This window comes from Kiloniella spongiae, from assembly GCF_001026905.1.
GTDB classification, from domain to species: domain Bacteria; phylum Pseudomonadota; class Alphaproteobacteria; order Kiloniellales; family Kiloniellaceae; genus Kiloniella; species Kiloniella spongiae.
The window spans coordinates 105,596-118,729 of the sequence record NZ_LAQL01000005.1 but is presented as its reverse complement, the minus strand read 5'-3'; the positions used below and the strand labels follow the sequence as shown (position 1 = coordinate 118,729).

At 44.2% G+C, this 13,134-nt stretch carries 12 protein-coding genes and 1 riboswitch; of the genes, 1 reads left to right on the top strand and 11 read right to left on the bottom strand.

Annotated features, from left to right (window positions below):
* Position 1 precedes the first annotated feature (1 nt).
* Genes thiS through thiC form a run of 3 tightly spaced genes read right to left on the bottom strand, consistent with a single transcriptional unit; the run spans position 2 to position 3,101 of the window.
* Positions 2-199: a sulfur carrier protein ThiS gene (gene thiS / locus WH96_RS08305; protein WP_047763704.1), complete on the bottom strand. Its 198-nt coding sequence runs from the start codon at positions 197-199 to the stop codon at positions 2-4.
* Positions 199-1,230 carry an FAD-dependent oxidoreductase gene (locus tag WH96_RS08300; RefSeq protein WP_047763703.1) on the bottom strand — a complete coding sequence of 344 codons (1,032 nt, stop codon included), beginning with the start codon at positions 1,228-1,230 and terminating at the stop codon, positions 199-201. The genes thiS and WH96_RS08300 overlap by 1 nt, the downstream gene beginning before the upstream one ends.
* Before the next feature lie 2 nt (positions 1,231-1,232).
* Positions 1,233-3,101 (bottom strand): phosphomethylpyrimidine synthase ThiC, encoded by a 1,869-nt coding sequence (gene thiC, locus WH96_RS08295; RefSeq protein WP_047763702.1) that lies wholly within the window; start codon positions 3,099-3,101, stop codon positions 1,233-1,235.
* An 89-nt stretch (positions 3,102-3,190) separates the two neighbouring features.
* Positions 3,191-3,302: riboswitch (TPP riboswitch) on the bottom strand.
* A gap of 331 nt (positions 3,303-3,633) precedes the next feature.
* Here thiC and WH96_RS08290 point away from each other — a divergent pair.
* Complete coding sequence (locus WH96_RS08290) at positions 3,634-3,804, top strand: periplasmic nitrate reductase, NapE protein (RefSeq protein WP_047763701.1); 171 nt, start codon at positions 3,634-3,636, stop codon at positions 3,802-3,804.
* Between the two features lie 43 nt (positions 3,805-3,847).
* Here WH96_RS08290 and WH96_RS21285 read toward each other — a convergent pair whose 3' ends face one another.
* The 8 genes from WH96_RS21285 to WH96_RS08250 all read right to left on the bottom strand — a co-directional run bounded on the left by WH96_RS21285 (position 3,848) and on the right by WH96_RS08250 (position 13,101).
* The gene (locus WH96_RS21285; protein WP_053005776.1) at positions 3,848-5,650 is read right to left on the bottom strand and encodes an ATP-binding protein; all 1,803 of its coding nucleotides are present in this window, start codon (positions 5,648-5,650) and stop codon (positions 3,848-3,850) included.
* A gap of 280 nt (positions 5,651-5,930) precedes the next feature.
* A complete protein-coding gene (locus tag WH96_RS08280) occupies positions 5,931-6,542 on the bottom strand; it encodes a NapC/NirT family cytochrome c (RefSeq protein WP_047763700.1) in 612 nt (203 codons plus the stop codon).
* An 8-nt stretch (positions 6,543-6,550) separates the two neighbouring features.
* Positions 6,551-7,003: a nitrate reductase cytochrome c-type subunit gene (locus tag WH96_RS08275; protein WP_047763699.1), complete on the bottom strand. Its 453-nt coding sequence runs from the start codon at positions 7,001-7,003 to the stop codon at positions 6,551-6,553.
* Position 7,004: 1 nt separating this feature from the next.
* A complete protein-coding gene (gene napA / locus WH96_RS08270; protein ID WP_047763698.1) occupies positions 7,005-9,512 on the bottom strand; it encodes a nitrate reductase catalytic subunit NapA in 2,508 nt (835 codons plus the stop codon).
* Positions 9,513-9,556: 44 nt separating this feature from the next.
* The gene (locus tag WH96_RS08265; RefSeq protein WP_047763697.1) at positions 9,557-9,895 is read right to left on the bottom strand and encodes a chaperone NapD; all 339 of its coding nucleotides are present in this window, start codon (positions 9,893-9,895) and stop codon (positions 9,557-9,559) included.
* A gap of 185 nt (positions 9,896-10,080) precedes the next feature.
* Positions 10,081-11,244 carry an ABC transporter ATP-binding protein gene (locus tag WH96_RS08260; protein ID WP_047763696.1) on the bottom strand — a complete coding sequence of 388 codons (1,164 nt, stop codon included), beginning with the start codon at positions 11,242-11,244 and terminating at the stop codon, positions 10,081-10,083.
* 78 nt (positions 11,245-11,322) lie between these two features.
* The gene (locus WH96_RS08255; RefSeq protein WP_047763695.1) at positions 11,323-12,156 is read right to left on the bottom strand and encodes a carbohydrate ABC transporter permease; all 834 of its coding nucleotides are present in this window, start codon (positions 12,154-12,156) and stop codon (positions 11,323-11,325) included.
* Between the two features lie 12 nt (positions 12,157-12,168).
* Entirely contained in the window at positions 12,169-13,101 is a 933-nt protein-coding gene (locus WH96_RS08250; RefSeq protein ID WP_047763694.1) for a carbohydrate ABC transporter permease, read from the bottom strand.
* Positions 13,102-13,134 lie beyond the last annotated feature (33 nt).

Below are 13,134 nucleotides of genomic sequence, written 5' to 3'. Positions count from 1 at the left end.
CTTAACCACCTTGCATTGGGGCGACGATCTCAATTTGATCTCCGTCTACAATTTCTTGTTCATGACGCATACTTGCCGGGGCAAGAGTTCCGTTAACGGCTGTTGCCACTTTTGCCGTTCCATATCCATGTTCTGCTAAAAGATCGGAGAGTGAAGCGGCCTGTGTTGTGACTGGCTGCCCGTTTACTACAATATTCATCACATACTTCCTGTTGAGAGAGCAGGTTTGTTAGCTTGTTCGTAAGGTGTTGTTGTTGTGTTGTAACCCAGAACTTGTTCCACCAAACGTTTTGCCATCGCGGGTGCTGCAAGATATCCGTGTCGATACATGCCGTTCAGATAGGTAGTGTTTCCTTTGCGGATAATTCTGGGCAGATTATCGGGAAAGGCAGGGCGCGCATCAACACCTATTTCTATAATTTCAGCTTCGCCAAAGGCAGGGTGCAAGGCATAGGCCGCTGATAAAAGTTCCAGAACAGAACGTACTGTCGCGCCGGATCTGTTTTCATTTTCGATCATTGTTGCTCCGACCATAAAGAGATTATTCTCTCTGGGGACAATATAGAGGGGAATTCTGGGGTGTAGCAGGCGAATAGGCCGGGAGAGTTTTACCTCGCTACTTTTGATAAGAATCATTTCGCCCTTTACGCCACGAAGTTCATCTAGGTGATCTTGTGCAGCTAGCCCTCGACAGTCAATTCGATGGTCAGCTTTTGGGGGAGCATGAAGGTCTTGTGTTGAAAGTGAGGTATTTGACTGGAATATAACACCCTTGTTTTTGAGATAATTTTTCAACTCGGGTAAAACTTGCCTGGGGTCAAAGTGTGCTTCTTCCGGGTAATAAAGACCTGTGGTAAAGCGGTCAGCAAGATCGGGTTCCAGTGTGGCGATTTCATTTTGTTTAACTTGTTGCCAGTTTTCTGTCCTGCGACCAAAGCGCTTTAGATCTGGTAAATCCCGTGATGTTGCAACGACCAGTGTTCCCTTTTTCTGGTAAGAAGACGTGAACTTCTCCCAGAATTTCATAGATTCTAGACCGAGTTCACCGATCAATGGTTCTGCACTTTCCATCTCACACCAAGGAGCCAGCATGCCGCCAGCCCACCAGGAACAACAGCTTTCATCGGGACCGTTACTGGTTGAAATAACGGTGACATCACAATCCTGTTCAGTGAAAAAGGCGGCGCAGGAAAGGCCAACAATGCCAGAGCCAATAATTTCAATCTTCATTATTATACAGGCTCCTTCGGATCTTCTTTTTGTTGATTAATATCAACGTAGAGCTCGCCACCCATTGCTTTATATTTTTGGCTCATTTGTGCCATACCCTGGGTTTTGTCGTTGAGCTTATTGGCATAGTCCCTGACTTCTTGGGAAATTTTCATGGAACAGAATTTGGGACCACACATGGAACAAAAATGTGCAACTTTGTGTGCCTCTTTGGGCAGGGTTTCATCATGAAATGAGCGAGCCGTATCTGGATCTAGAGAAAGGTTAAACTGATCTTCCCAACGAAAATCAAATCGTGCTTTTGATAAGGCATTATCCCTTATTTGTGATGCCGGATGTCCTTTTGCTAAATCCGCGGCATGTGCTGCAATTTTATAAGTTATTACACCTGTTTTTACATCATCTCTGTTCGGCAGGCCCAAATGTTCTTTTGGCGTTACATAGCAGAGCATTGATGTTCCATACCAACCAATCATTGCAGCCCCAATGCCAGAGGTTATGTGGTCGTACCCCGGGGCTATGTCAGTGGTCAATGGCCCCAAGGTATAAAATGGCGCTTCTTTGCATACTTCGAGCTGTTTATCCATGTTTTCTTTGATTTTGTGCATGGGCACATGTCCTGGTCCTTCAACGATTACCTGACATCCTTTTGCCCATGCTACTTGGGTGAGTTCGCCAAGGGTTTCAAGCTCGGCAAATTGAGCGCGGTCATTGGCATCAGCAATAGAGCCGGGACGAAAGCCATCACCAAGAGAAAATGATACATCGTACTGTCGCATGATGTCGCAAATTTCTTCAAAATTTTCATAAATGAAGCTTTCCTGGTGATGATGTAAACACCATTTGGCCATAATTGACCCGCCACGGGATACAATGCCTGTTACCCGGTCGACTGTTAGGTGAATATACGCAAGTCGAACGCCGGCGTGAATGGTGAAATAGTCAACGCCCTGTTCGCATTGTTCAATCAAGGTATCTTTGAACACATCCCAGGTAAGGTTTTCGGCAACACCGTTCACTTTTTCCAATGCCTGATACATTGGAACGGTCCCAATCGGCACCGGACTATTACGGATGATCCATTCTCGGGTGTGATGAATGTTCTTGCCTGTGGACAGATCCATAACGGTATCAGCACCCCAACGCGTGGCCCACACCATCTTTTCTATTTCTTCTTCTATCGAAGAACTGACAGCAGAATTCCCGATATTGGCGTTAATTTTGACAAGAAAATTTCGCCCAATAATCATCGGTTCCAATTCAGGATGATTGATATTGGCAGGGATTATTGCTCTGCCTTTTGCAATTTCACTACGGATAAATTCTGGCGTGACAAAATTGGGGAGAGTAGCCCCATAACATTCCCCTTGATCAAGAGATTGCTTCGCCGTGTGTAGTACTTTTTGTCTGCCAAGGTTCTCGCGCTCGGCCACATAAATCATCTCTTTACTGATAAGACCGGCGCGGGCCATTTCATATTGGGTAAACGGTTGTTCTCCGGTACGGCGATAGGGTGTATGTTTGATGGGAAAAGCATCAGCAAGATATGCTCCCTGTGCTTGGCCATTATCTTCGGGCAATAAATCTCGACCCGTATATTGTTCAATAGAGCGTTCTTTTAGCCAAGAAATTCTATGGCGAGGAAGGCCTTTGTTTAGGTCAGTTATCTGTTTGGAGTCTGTATAGGGGCCAGAAGCATCATATACCCGCACAGAAGGTTCTTGTAGATCACTTGTCAGTATTTCGCGAAAGGGAACACGTAAACCAGCATCATCTTGTGGCACCGTATATACTTTTTGCGAAGCTGGTAAGGGGCCAGTTGTTATCTCGTCACCAGCTGTAATTTCGTGTTTAGTGTGTTGTTTCGACATACTTAGATCTCCTGTGTTTTAGTCACAATGGAGATCCGGGGAGCTTGGGGAGGTTTTGACAAATTGATACTACTCTGAATTGAGAGTAATATTTGCCTGTATTCCAATCCCTTCGCCGGCATTACCCGGATCAGGTTCGAAGGGTCCTGTACTCATAATTACAATCTCAGCCGTATTCATACGGCACCCCTAGGAAACTAAAGTTTATAAAATATAGAGTCTCAAGAGACAAGTAAGTTACGATTGGACTCAATAAATTTTATTAGGTGGTATTTGATGTACGAGTGTATGATCTACAGTAAGCACTCTTGATAGAGCCGTATTATGAAACTGGAATCCTGATATCTTAAATTTACGACCAAGATAGATTATTTATTGCCGGACAAATTTATTGCTGGGCGAATTTATTGAATGAAAATTGATATGAATCAAAACTGTTTTTACCAGTGAGTGTATTATTGAGACCTGATTTAAAGTTTTCGTGCGTCTGCAAAGACGTTTTGTCAACCGATGTTAACCAGAGGGATGTAACGTGCAAGAAACCCCGACTGCAACACATGAGCAAACTAAGACACAAGAAGTGTCATTGTTCATGTTTTTGGCCGCAGGCCTCATTCCTGCGCTAACGATTGGCTTGGTTGGTGCTTATGGCTTCTCAATCTGGATGTATCAGATCTTCATCTCAGGCCCGCCAACGCAGTAATTAACCAGTACAATATAAGGATAATATTTATTGCGATGCAAAACTAAGAAGCTTTTTTTGCCTTTGTTTTGTTGTATTGATTGATTGCCGAGCGTAATTCTTGTTCGGAAAAGGGTTTTGATAAAACAGCATCCATCCCCATTTCTATAAATTGCGAATGACGTTCAGTAAACGCTTCGGCTGTTAATCCCACGATGGGTGTATCACTTCCGAAATCAAGCTGTCGTATGAGTTTGGTGGCCTCAAGGCCGTTCATCTCTGGCATATGGATGTCCATAAAAATCATGTCTGGTATGGAATTTTTTATTTCATCAATGGCTAATTTTCCATTTTCTGCAATGCGTACTTTATGTCCAAATTTTTCCAAAAAAGCACGAGCAATCATTGCATTTACCGGGTTGTCTTCGGCAACCAAGATATCAAGACCGTGATGATGTATGATTTGATCATGGTCTTTGTGATTTAGAAATATGTGCTGTTGGGAAGCAGAAGCAATTTCAAACGGTAAATAAACGTCAAAACAAGATCCCTCGTCTTTAATACTTTCTGCTTGAATATAACCACCCATTAATTCAACCATATTCCGAACGATAGAAAGACCTAATCCTGTTCCTCCATGTGTTCTGGTGATTGTATTATCTTCTTGTGTGAAAGGGTCAAAAATTATTTGAAGGCGTTCGGGCTCTATTCCTTTTCCGGTGTCTTCTACACGGAGACGTAAAATAGTATCTTTTAGTGTGATACGCTTATCTTCTACTTTTTCGTTCGTAAGTGTTACTGTGACACTTCCTTTATCAGTAAATTTAATTGCATTACTGATCAGGTTCCAGAGAATTTGCCTTATTCTTACAGGATCACCGATTAGATAATCTGGACAATCATCTGATTTGTTAAGTCTAAACTTTAATCCTTTTTCAGTGGCAAGACTTTCAACGGCTGTCATCGTGGTTGATGTAAAATCAGATAAACTGAAAATAGTATTTTCCAGTTCCACCGCGCCGGCTTCAATTTTACTCATATCAAGGATGTCGTTGATTATTGCGAGTAAAGTCTGTCCGGAAGACTGTATGGTTTGTATTTTATTTTTTTGATCTTGGTCCAATTTAGTATCTGCTAATAGCTGCGTTACACCTAAAATTCCATTTAACGGAGTACGAATTTCGTGACTCATTGTTGAAAGGAAATTGGTTTTTGCTTCATTTGCGCGTTTGATATTAGTTTGCCATTTTCTAAATGAACGAAAGACCATGATCCAGCCAACACTGAGAATTATGGCTATGCCAGAGATGACAATAATTTGGATTTGACTATTTTGTTGGCGCTGATTCTCTGCGTTAGTAATGGCATTATATAGGCTTCTTTCAAAAGCAATCATGCCTGTTGTGTAAATTGCTTTTTGTGTTTCATATCTTTTTGAATAAAGGAGCTCTTTAGCCTTTGATATTTGTCCTTTGTTAATGAAAGAAAAAGCCTGTTCTTCCATTTCAACTAGAGCGAGATTGGCGGCATCAACATTAGATATATTTTCTATATTCTGTACTTCAGGCACAAGCTCAATAGCACGTTCAATTTTTTGCCCTAGTTCAGCTTCATGTTTTCGGTATCTGCTTTCCCAATTCTGCTTCCCGGTTTCAGCAGCAAGACGTGCTGATGATGAAAGAATTTCATCCAATAAAATAATGTCACCACGTAAACTTGTTACTTCTAGTGTCCAGGCATTCTGTAACGATGCGTCGCGGAAATTTACTGAATAGATTGACCAGGTAACCCAGCAGAGCCCCATAATCGTCATAATTAATGTGGATAGTAAAATCCAAAGGGGAGATTTTTGTGAATGATTAACCATAATCTAGAGATTTCCTACGGCAAAACACTGCTGTTAAAGCATCCATTCTTCATAAATTTCATTTATATAATTAATTTAATGAGAGAGTATGAATACTTTATTTATATTCATCTTCTTATGGCTGTGTTTTGCTAGAGTTGAAATTACTATTAAGTAAGCTTTCCTTTATTTTGTGTTGAAGTATTTGTTCACTTTCATTTTATTTATATGAGGGAATAAAAAAACGGACCGTTAAAAGGTCCGTTTTTTTAAAGAGTATCCTTATTGCAAGTCAGGTTTCTTATTCCCAGCCTTCAACGCCTGTCATATCTGGTAGCTCGTGTGCGATACCTTTGTGACAATCAATACAGGTCTTTTCACCTGTAAAGAGGAAGGCTTGATGTGCTTCGGCGGCCCGAGTGGACTGGACGGTGATGTCCATTGACTCAGTAGAGTGACAGTTCCGACATTCCAATGAATTGTTTGCTTTCAGACGGTCCCATTCATGTCCGGCAAGACGTCTTCGTTCTGCTTGGAACTTTTCTCGGGTGTTAATCGTGCCAAACAGTTTGCCCCACACTTCTTTGGATGCCTGCATTTTACGAGAGATCTTGTCCGTCCAATTATGCGGAACGTGACAGTCCGGGCATGTAGCTCTTACACCAGATCTGTTGCTGTAGTGAATGGTTGGTTTTAACTCAACAAAAACGTTGTCGCCCATTTCATGACAGCTGACACAGAATTCTTCGGTATTGGTATATTCCAGGGCGGTGTTAAAACCACCCCAGAACATGACACCGGCGACAAAACCACCAATAGTCAGGAAACCAATAGAAAGATGTTTAGCTGGGCGATTGGCGCTGGACCAGATCCTGCAGACAAATCCCCATAATTTTTTGAAAGGTGTCAACATGGTTTTGCCTATTCACCCTTTATGATGTTTTCAACGTCAGTGAACTCGTTTTCTACAAGCGGAGGTGCTGTGACTTGAGTGACGTGACATTGATTACAGAAATATCTGCGAGGTGAAACGGTTGCGAGGACCTGATTATCCCGGTCCATATAGTGGGTCACGCTTACCATTGGTGCCTGTGATTCACCCGTCCGTGTTCTGGCATGGCAGGACATACACTTGTTTGCATTTAGCGAGATTTCATAGTCCCGGGTTTTGTGCGGAATGGTTGGCGGTTGCTCAGGATAGTTCCGAACCCGCTTAACATCATTGTTTTCCACCTTGGTTATTTTCGGTGCCTGAGGTTCTGAGGCAATTGGTTCACCCTGTCTCAAGGTAGCTGCACCGTCAGAGAATGCTGCTGTGCTTGCAAGTGCTAGAAGGCCAATCGTAGTGGTGATATGTATAAGAAAGCGTTTCATTTTATGCTCTCCCCGTTGCAACAATTTTAACAGCACATTTTTTAAAGTCTGTTTGCTTGGAAAGTGGGTCGGTTGCATCCAATGTGACCTTATTGATCAATTGACTTGCGTCGAACCAAGGTACAAAAACCAGACCTTTTGGTGGCTTGTTACGTCCGCGGGTTTCTACACGAGTAACCATTTCGCCACGTCGGGAAATAATTTTTACTTCCTGTCCGCGTCTCAAACCTCGTTTCCCTGCGTCATCCGGGTGCATAAAGACAACGGCGTCCGGGAAGGCTTTGTATAGCTCTGGTACACGTTGTGTCATTGATCCAGAATGCCAGTGTTCGAGAACGCGGCCGGTTGATAGCCATAGATCATATTCTTCATCCGGACTTTCTGCGGCAGGCTCGTAGGGAAGGGCAAAGATAATGGCGCGCCCATCCGGCTTACCATAGAAGTCATAATCACTGCCCGGTTTGGCGTATGGGTCGGAACCTTCTTTGAAGCGCCATTTGGTTTCTTTACCATCAACAACAGGCCATCTCAGGCCACGCTCTTTGTGGTATGTATCAAACGGTGCGAGATCATGAGCATGACCACGGCCAAAGGCTGCGTATTCTTCAAAAAGGCCTTTTTGCACATAGAAACCAAAGTCACTTGATTCCTGATTGGAATAATCTTTATGAGTTTGTTCCAATGGATACTTATCTACAGATCCATTTTTGTAGAGAACATCGTAAAGTGTTTTGCCTTTGTATTCTGGGTTCTCTTTCAGAACGTCTGCAGGCCATACTTCGTCAGTTGTGAAGCGTTTGGAGAATTCCATTAGCTGCCACAAATCAGACCGTGCTTCGCCCGGTGCCTCAACAAGCTGGTGCCAGAACTGTGTTCTGCGTTCTGCATTACCATAGGCACCTTCTTTTTCCACCCACATAGCTGTTGGCAAAATAAGGTCAGCTGCTTCGGCTGTTACGGTTGGATATGGGTCAGAAACGACAATGAAGTTTTCCGGGTTGCGATAGCCGGGATAACCTTCTTCATTGAGATTTGGTGCAGCTTGCATGTTGTTGTTACACATCACCCAATAGGCATTGAGTTTGCCATCTTTGAGCATACGGTTTTGCAATACAGCGTGAAAACCCGGTTTTGGGGGAATAACACCAGCGGGAATTTTCCAAATCTTCTCTGCTATGGCCCGGTGTTTTGGGTTTTTCACAACCATATCAGCAGGAAGACGATGCGAGAACGTTCCTACTTCACGGGCTGTACCACAAGCGGATGGCTGACCAGTAAGAGAGAAGGGGGAATTTCCGGGTGTAGAGATTTTACCAACAAGAAGGTGGATGTTGTAAATCAGATTGTTACACCAGACACCGCGTGTATGCTGGTTTACACCCATCGTCCAGAAAGAAACCACTTTACGATCGGGATCGGCGTAAAGTTCAGCCAATTCGACAAGGTGTTTTTCGGAAACACCTGACAGCTTGGATACTTTTTCAACAGTATAATCGGCAACAAAGGTTTTGAATTCTTCAAAAGACATTTCGGAAGAACCGCCAGCTTTATCCGCGTTCTTCGCTTTCTTCTGAAGTTCGTGTTCAGGGCGCAAACCATAACCAATGTCATCATTACCACGACGGAAGTTTACGTGCTTTGAGACAAAATTTTGATTTACCTTGTCGTTCTGAATGATGTAGTTGGCAATGAAATTCAAAATTGCCAAATCGGTCTGTGGCGTGAAAATCATTGGAATGTCTGCAAGATCGTAACAACGGTGTTCATAGGTTGAAAGAACCGCGACCTTGGTGGTGTCTGGTGCACTTAGTCGACGGTCTGTGACCCTGGTCCAAAGGATGGGGTGCATCTCTGCCATGTTAGAGCCCCAGAGAACAAAGGTATCTGTTGCTTCGATATCGTCATAACAGCCCATTGGTTCATCAATACCAAAGGTACGCATAAAGCCGCCAACGGCAGAGGCCATGCAGTGACGCGCGTTTGGATCAATATTGTTTGATGCAAAACCAGCTTTCATCAGTTTGGATGCGGCATAACCTTCCCAAACAGTCCACTGACCAGATCCGAACATACCAACAGAAGTTGGGCCTTTTGCTTTAATGGCGGATTTGAACTTATCAGCCATGGTATCAAAAGCAACATCCCAGGATACTGGGGTGAATTCACCTTCTTTATGGTATTTGCCGTCTTTCATGCGCAGAAGCGGTGTTTTGAGGCGGTCTTTCCCGTACATAATCTTAGACAGGAAGTAGCCTTTTACACAGTTCAAGCCGCGGTTGACTTCAGCCTTAACATCACCGTGTGTGGCGACAACTTTGCCTTCTTTTGTGCCAACCATCACACTACAACCTGTACCGCAAAAACGGCAGGGGGCTTTGGACCAGGTTAGGGCTGTTTTAGAACTTTCGGTAAGCAGATTGCTCGCGGCACTTGGCGCGGTCATTCCCGCAACACCTGCGGCGACAGCAACGGCGTTAGCCTTGATATAGTCACGTCTTGATAGCTTCATGACATAGGTTCCTCAGTTAATCTGTTGAATTTCAGATTTAATTTTCAAACTTCTTCGTGTTGGTAGACGGGGGTGAAAGAATAGACGTTTGCCAAAGATTGAATACTTTCAATAGTTCTGATGGCATCCTTGCTTGTGGGGGCGTCTACTAGAACAACCAGTTTTCCTTTGTCGTCGACCATGGGAACATCTGCATGGGGGTGTTCCATGATGGCACGAAGAGTTTCTTCAAGGTGCTCTGGTGGTGTCTGTGCGATATGGCTTGAAATAAATAACTGAGTGTCATCTGTCATGTTATCGTAATTCCCAAAGCCGTTGTTAACTGTCGCGGTTATTACCGGGTTTGTTCCGGTTGCTCGGTTGTTTTCAGTTAACTGTCTCATCTCTCGTGTCGTCTCTATAGATATTGTTTTGATATATCTTATAGAGACGACAAAATTTATCTTTGATATGGATCAAAGAAAGCAGTATCTGACGTGCTTGTTATTTAGAGAGGATAACACAAAAAAGCCCTGAAACTCGCATAAGTTTCAGGGCGCGTGGTATTTGTGGCTTATGGGTGTGTGTTTTATGCGCTTAATTGGGGGGCGATATACTTCTCGTCGCTGGTTGTGCGTGCCAAAGCGTTACCCTCGGCATTAAAAACGTGGACGGCAGAAAAGTCAGCGCAAAGCTCAACTTTATTACCTGACTTCGTTGTGCTGTGCCCATCTGTTTTCACACAAAGTGGATCGTTATCCCCATTTTCCAGATAGAGATAGCTGGCTTCGCCAAGTCGCTCGACGACATTTACTTTGGCCGACAGCTTGAAGGATTGGTCATTACCTTCTTTCATGTGCTCTGGGCGAATACCAATAGTGACTTTGTCACCAACTTTTGTTTCGTCGGGATGAATCGGGATACTTGCCGTGCTGTTATTATAATCCAGGAGCACATCAAGACTTCCGGCATGAACCGCAGTAATAGTTCCCTCTAGGAAGTTCATGGAGGGTGAGCCAATAAAGCCTGCGACAAACTTATTTGCCGGGTGGTGGTAAAGTTCTAGCGGAGAACCGCATTGGGCGACATGACCGCCGTTTACCACAACGATTTTATCGGCCAAGGTCATGGCTTCAACCTGATCGTGGGTAACGTATATGATTGTTGCTTCCAGATCTTGATGGAGCTTGGCTATTTCCAGACGTGTGTTCACGCGTAGAGCAGCGTCAAGGTTACTTAAGGGTTCATCAAAGAGGAATACATTCGGGTCACGAACAATCGCACGCCCAATAGCAACCCGTTGGCGTTGTCCACCGGAAAGTTCGCGGGGATATCGATGGAGATAATCTTCAAGTTTGAGGCTCTTTGCTGCCTTTTGAACTTTCTCATCAATCAGCTTTTTGTTTTCTCCGCCGCCAAGGAGACCGCCCAACGGTCCTTTATCGCCGAGGGTCAAACCAAAGGCCATGTTTTTGTATACAGTCATGTGTGGGTAAAGCGCATAGGACTGAAAAACCATGGCGATTTTTCGCTGCGAAGGCGTCATGTCGTTGACGGTTTCTCCGTCAATTTGGAGTTCCCCGTCAGAAATGGTTTCCAAGCCGGCAATTAACCGAAGTAGTGTTGATTTTCCACAGCCTGATGGGCCGACAAAAACCACGAACTCTCCATCTTTGATGTCGATATCTATCCCGTGCAGCACTTCCGCTTTGCCATAGGATTTCTTAATACCTGAAAGCTTGATATCAGCCATGAATCTATCTCTCCTGATGCACAGCTGTGCATGTCGTTATGAGTATTTTTAAGTTTTTTATATGTTGTTCGCGCAAGCTCATTTGACGGCCCCCGAGGTTAATCCACGTATCAACTGGCGAGAGAAGATAACGTACAGGATCAAAATAGGGACGATCGCAAGTGTCAGTGATGCTAATACGGCATTCCAGTCAGTAACGTATTGTCCGATGAATTGCTGGATGCCGAGTGTCACGGTTGCTGTTTCCTGACTTGGTGCAAGGATGAGCGGAAACCAGAGATCATTCCAGATCGGTATCATGGTAAAGACGGCAACAGTTGCCAGTGCTGGACGAATAAGCGGCAGTATAATAGACCAGAAAATCCTGTATTCAGAAACACCATCACAACGGGCCGCTTCCTTGAGATCATTGGGGATTTGCGCGATAAATTCCCTGAGTATAAATATTGCTAGGGGTAATCCCTGGGCCGTATAAACCAGGATAAGCGCAGTGAGCGTGTTCACAAGACCCATGCCGACAATCATTTTTAAGAGGCTAACACTGCCCAAGCGGATAGGGATCATGATGCCGATGGCAAGATAAAGTGCCATCATATCACTGCCGGGGAAATCGTATTCGGCCAATGCCCATGCAGCCATTGCACCAAGAAGCAGGACAAATATCAGGCTGATAACTGTGACCGATATAGAATTGGTGAAATAGACATCAAATGATGACCTGGCGATGACTTTTTCAAATCCGACGAGATCAAAAGTCGTCCCTGTTGGAAGGGCGAGCGGGTCTCTGAAAATTCCTTTTTTGCTTTTGAAGGAATTCATGATCACAAGGTAGATGGGGAACAGCGCGATAACTGTATAGCACATTAGGACGGCATGAACGCCTAACGGGCCAACGCGTTTTGAGAGTCTCATTAGTCCGTCCTTCTAAAGTTGATAGCGCTGTAAGCGACGTTGAATAACAAAAAGGTAGAGCATGACACCGCAAAGAATGACCAGGAACATCAAACTGGCAACGGTTGCACCCAAGGTGGCGCTGCCGGGTTGAAGTTGGTATCCAAAGAACGTTCGGTAGAACATTGTGCCCATGATATCTGTTTCAAAGTTAGGTCCTGCAAGAGCGCCCTTTACTGCATAAATCAGATCAAATGCATTAAAGTTTGCAACAAAAGTCAGGACAGAAACCATTGCAATTGTTGGTAAAATCAAGGGAAGCTTTATGCGCCAAAAGGCTGTCCATTGGTTCGCGCCATCAACAATGGCTGCGTCGACCAAATCGTCCGGGACGTTTAGCAGGGCGGCATAGATCAGCATCATTGGGATACCGACAAATTGCCATACAGATATAAACGACAGCGTAATCAAGGCTGTGGACTCTTCGCCAAGAAGAGCGGGTAGGCCGTCTGTCATTCCGACAAAACCAACCAAAGTATCGCCAACACCCCATAACGGGCTAAGGATCAACTTCCATATAAAGCCAATGATCACAACGGATAGCATTGTCGGCATGAAGATCAGGGTGCGATAGCTGTTCGCCATCTTTAATCGCGGTAGGCTTAATAAAGCAGCGAGAAGCAGGCCGATGGGGTTTTGAACAAACATATGAATGACAAAGAAGATAAAGTTGTTCTTCAGCGCATTGCTAAAGTCGGTCCACCAACGTTCATCAGTAAGAATGAGTATGTAATTATCCCAACCGACAAAAGCTGTAAGACCTTCGGTTGTTTCGTCATAAAAGCTGTATCTGACTGTATCGATCAAGGGTATGATCATAAACAGGGTGTAGATTAGGGCCGCAGGCAAAAGGAACACGAAGACATGTGTTCGAAGGAACGATCCCCTTTGGTTTTTTAAAGCCATATGGATAGGTACTCACTTCGATTGGGACATAGT

Coding starts and splice junctions, on each gene's coding strand:
- WH96_RS08275 (WP_047763699.1), bottom strand. CDS start 7,003: ATGAAACGCTTTCTTATACATATCACCACTACGATTGGCCTTCTAGCA.
- thiC (WP_047763702.1), bottom strand. CDS start 3,101: ATGTCGAAACAACACACTAAACACGAAATTACAGCTGGTGACGAGATA.
- WH96_RS08300 (WP_047763703.1), bottom strand. CDS start 1,230: ATGAAGATTGAAATTATTGGCTCTGGCATTGTTGGCCTTTCCTGCGCC.
- WH96_RS08260 (WP_047763696.1), bottom strand. CDS start 11,244: ATGGCTGATATCAAGCTTTCAGGTATTAAGAAATCCTATGGCAAAGCG.
- napA (WP_047763698.1), bottom strand. CDS start 9,512: ATGAAGCTATCAAGACGTGACTATATCAAGGCTAACGCCGTTGCTGTC.
- WH96_RS21285 (WP_053005776.1), bottom strand. CDS start 5,650: ATGGTTAATCATTCACAAAAATCTCCCCTTTGGATTTTACTATCCACA.
- WH96_RS08250 (WP_047763694.1), bottom strand. CDS start 13,101: ATGGCTTTAAAAAACCAAAGGGGATCGTTCCTTCGAACACATGTCTTC.
- WH96_RS08280 (WP_047763700.1), bottom strand. CDS start 6,542: ATGTTGACACCTTTCAAAAAATTATGGGGATTTGTCTGCAGGATCTGG.
- WH96_RS08265 (WP_047763697.1), bottom strand. CDS start 9,895: ATGAGACAGTTAACTGAAAACAACCGAGCAACCGGAACAAACCCGGTA.
- WH96_RS08255 (WP_047763695.1), bottom strand. CDS start 12,156: ATGAGACTCTCAAAACGCGTTGGCCCGTTAGGCGTTCATGCCGTCCTA.
- thiS (WP_047763704.1), bottom strand. CDS start 199: ATGAATATTGTAGTAAACGGGCAGCCAGTCACAACACAGGCCGCTTCA.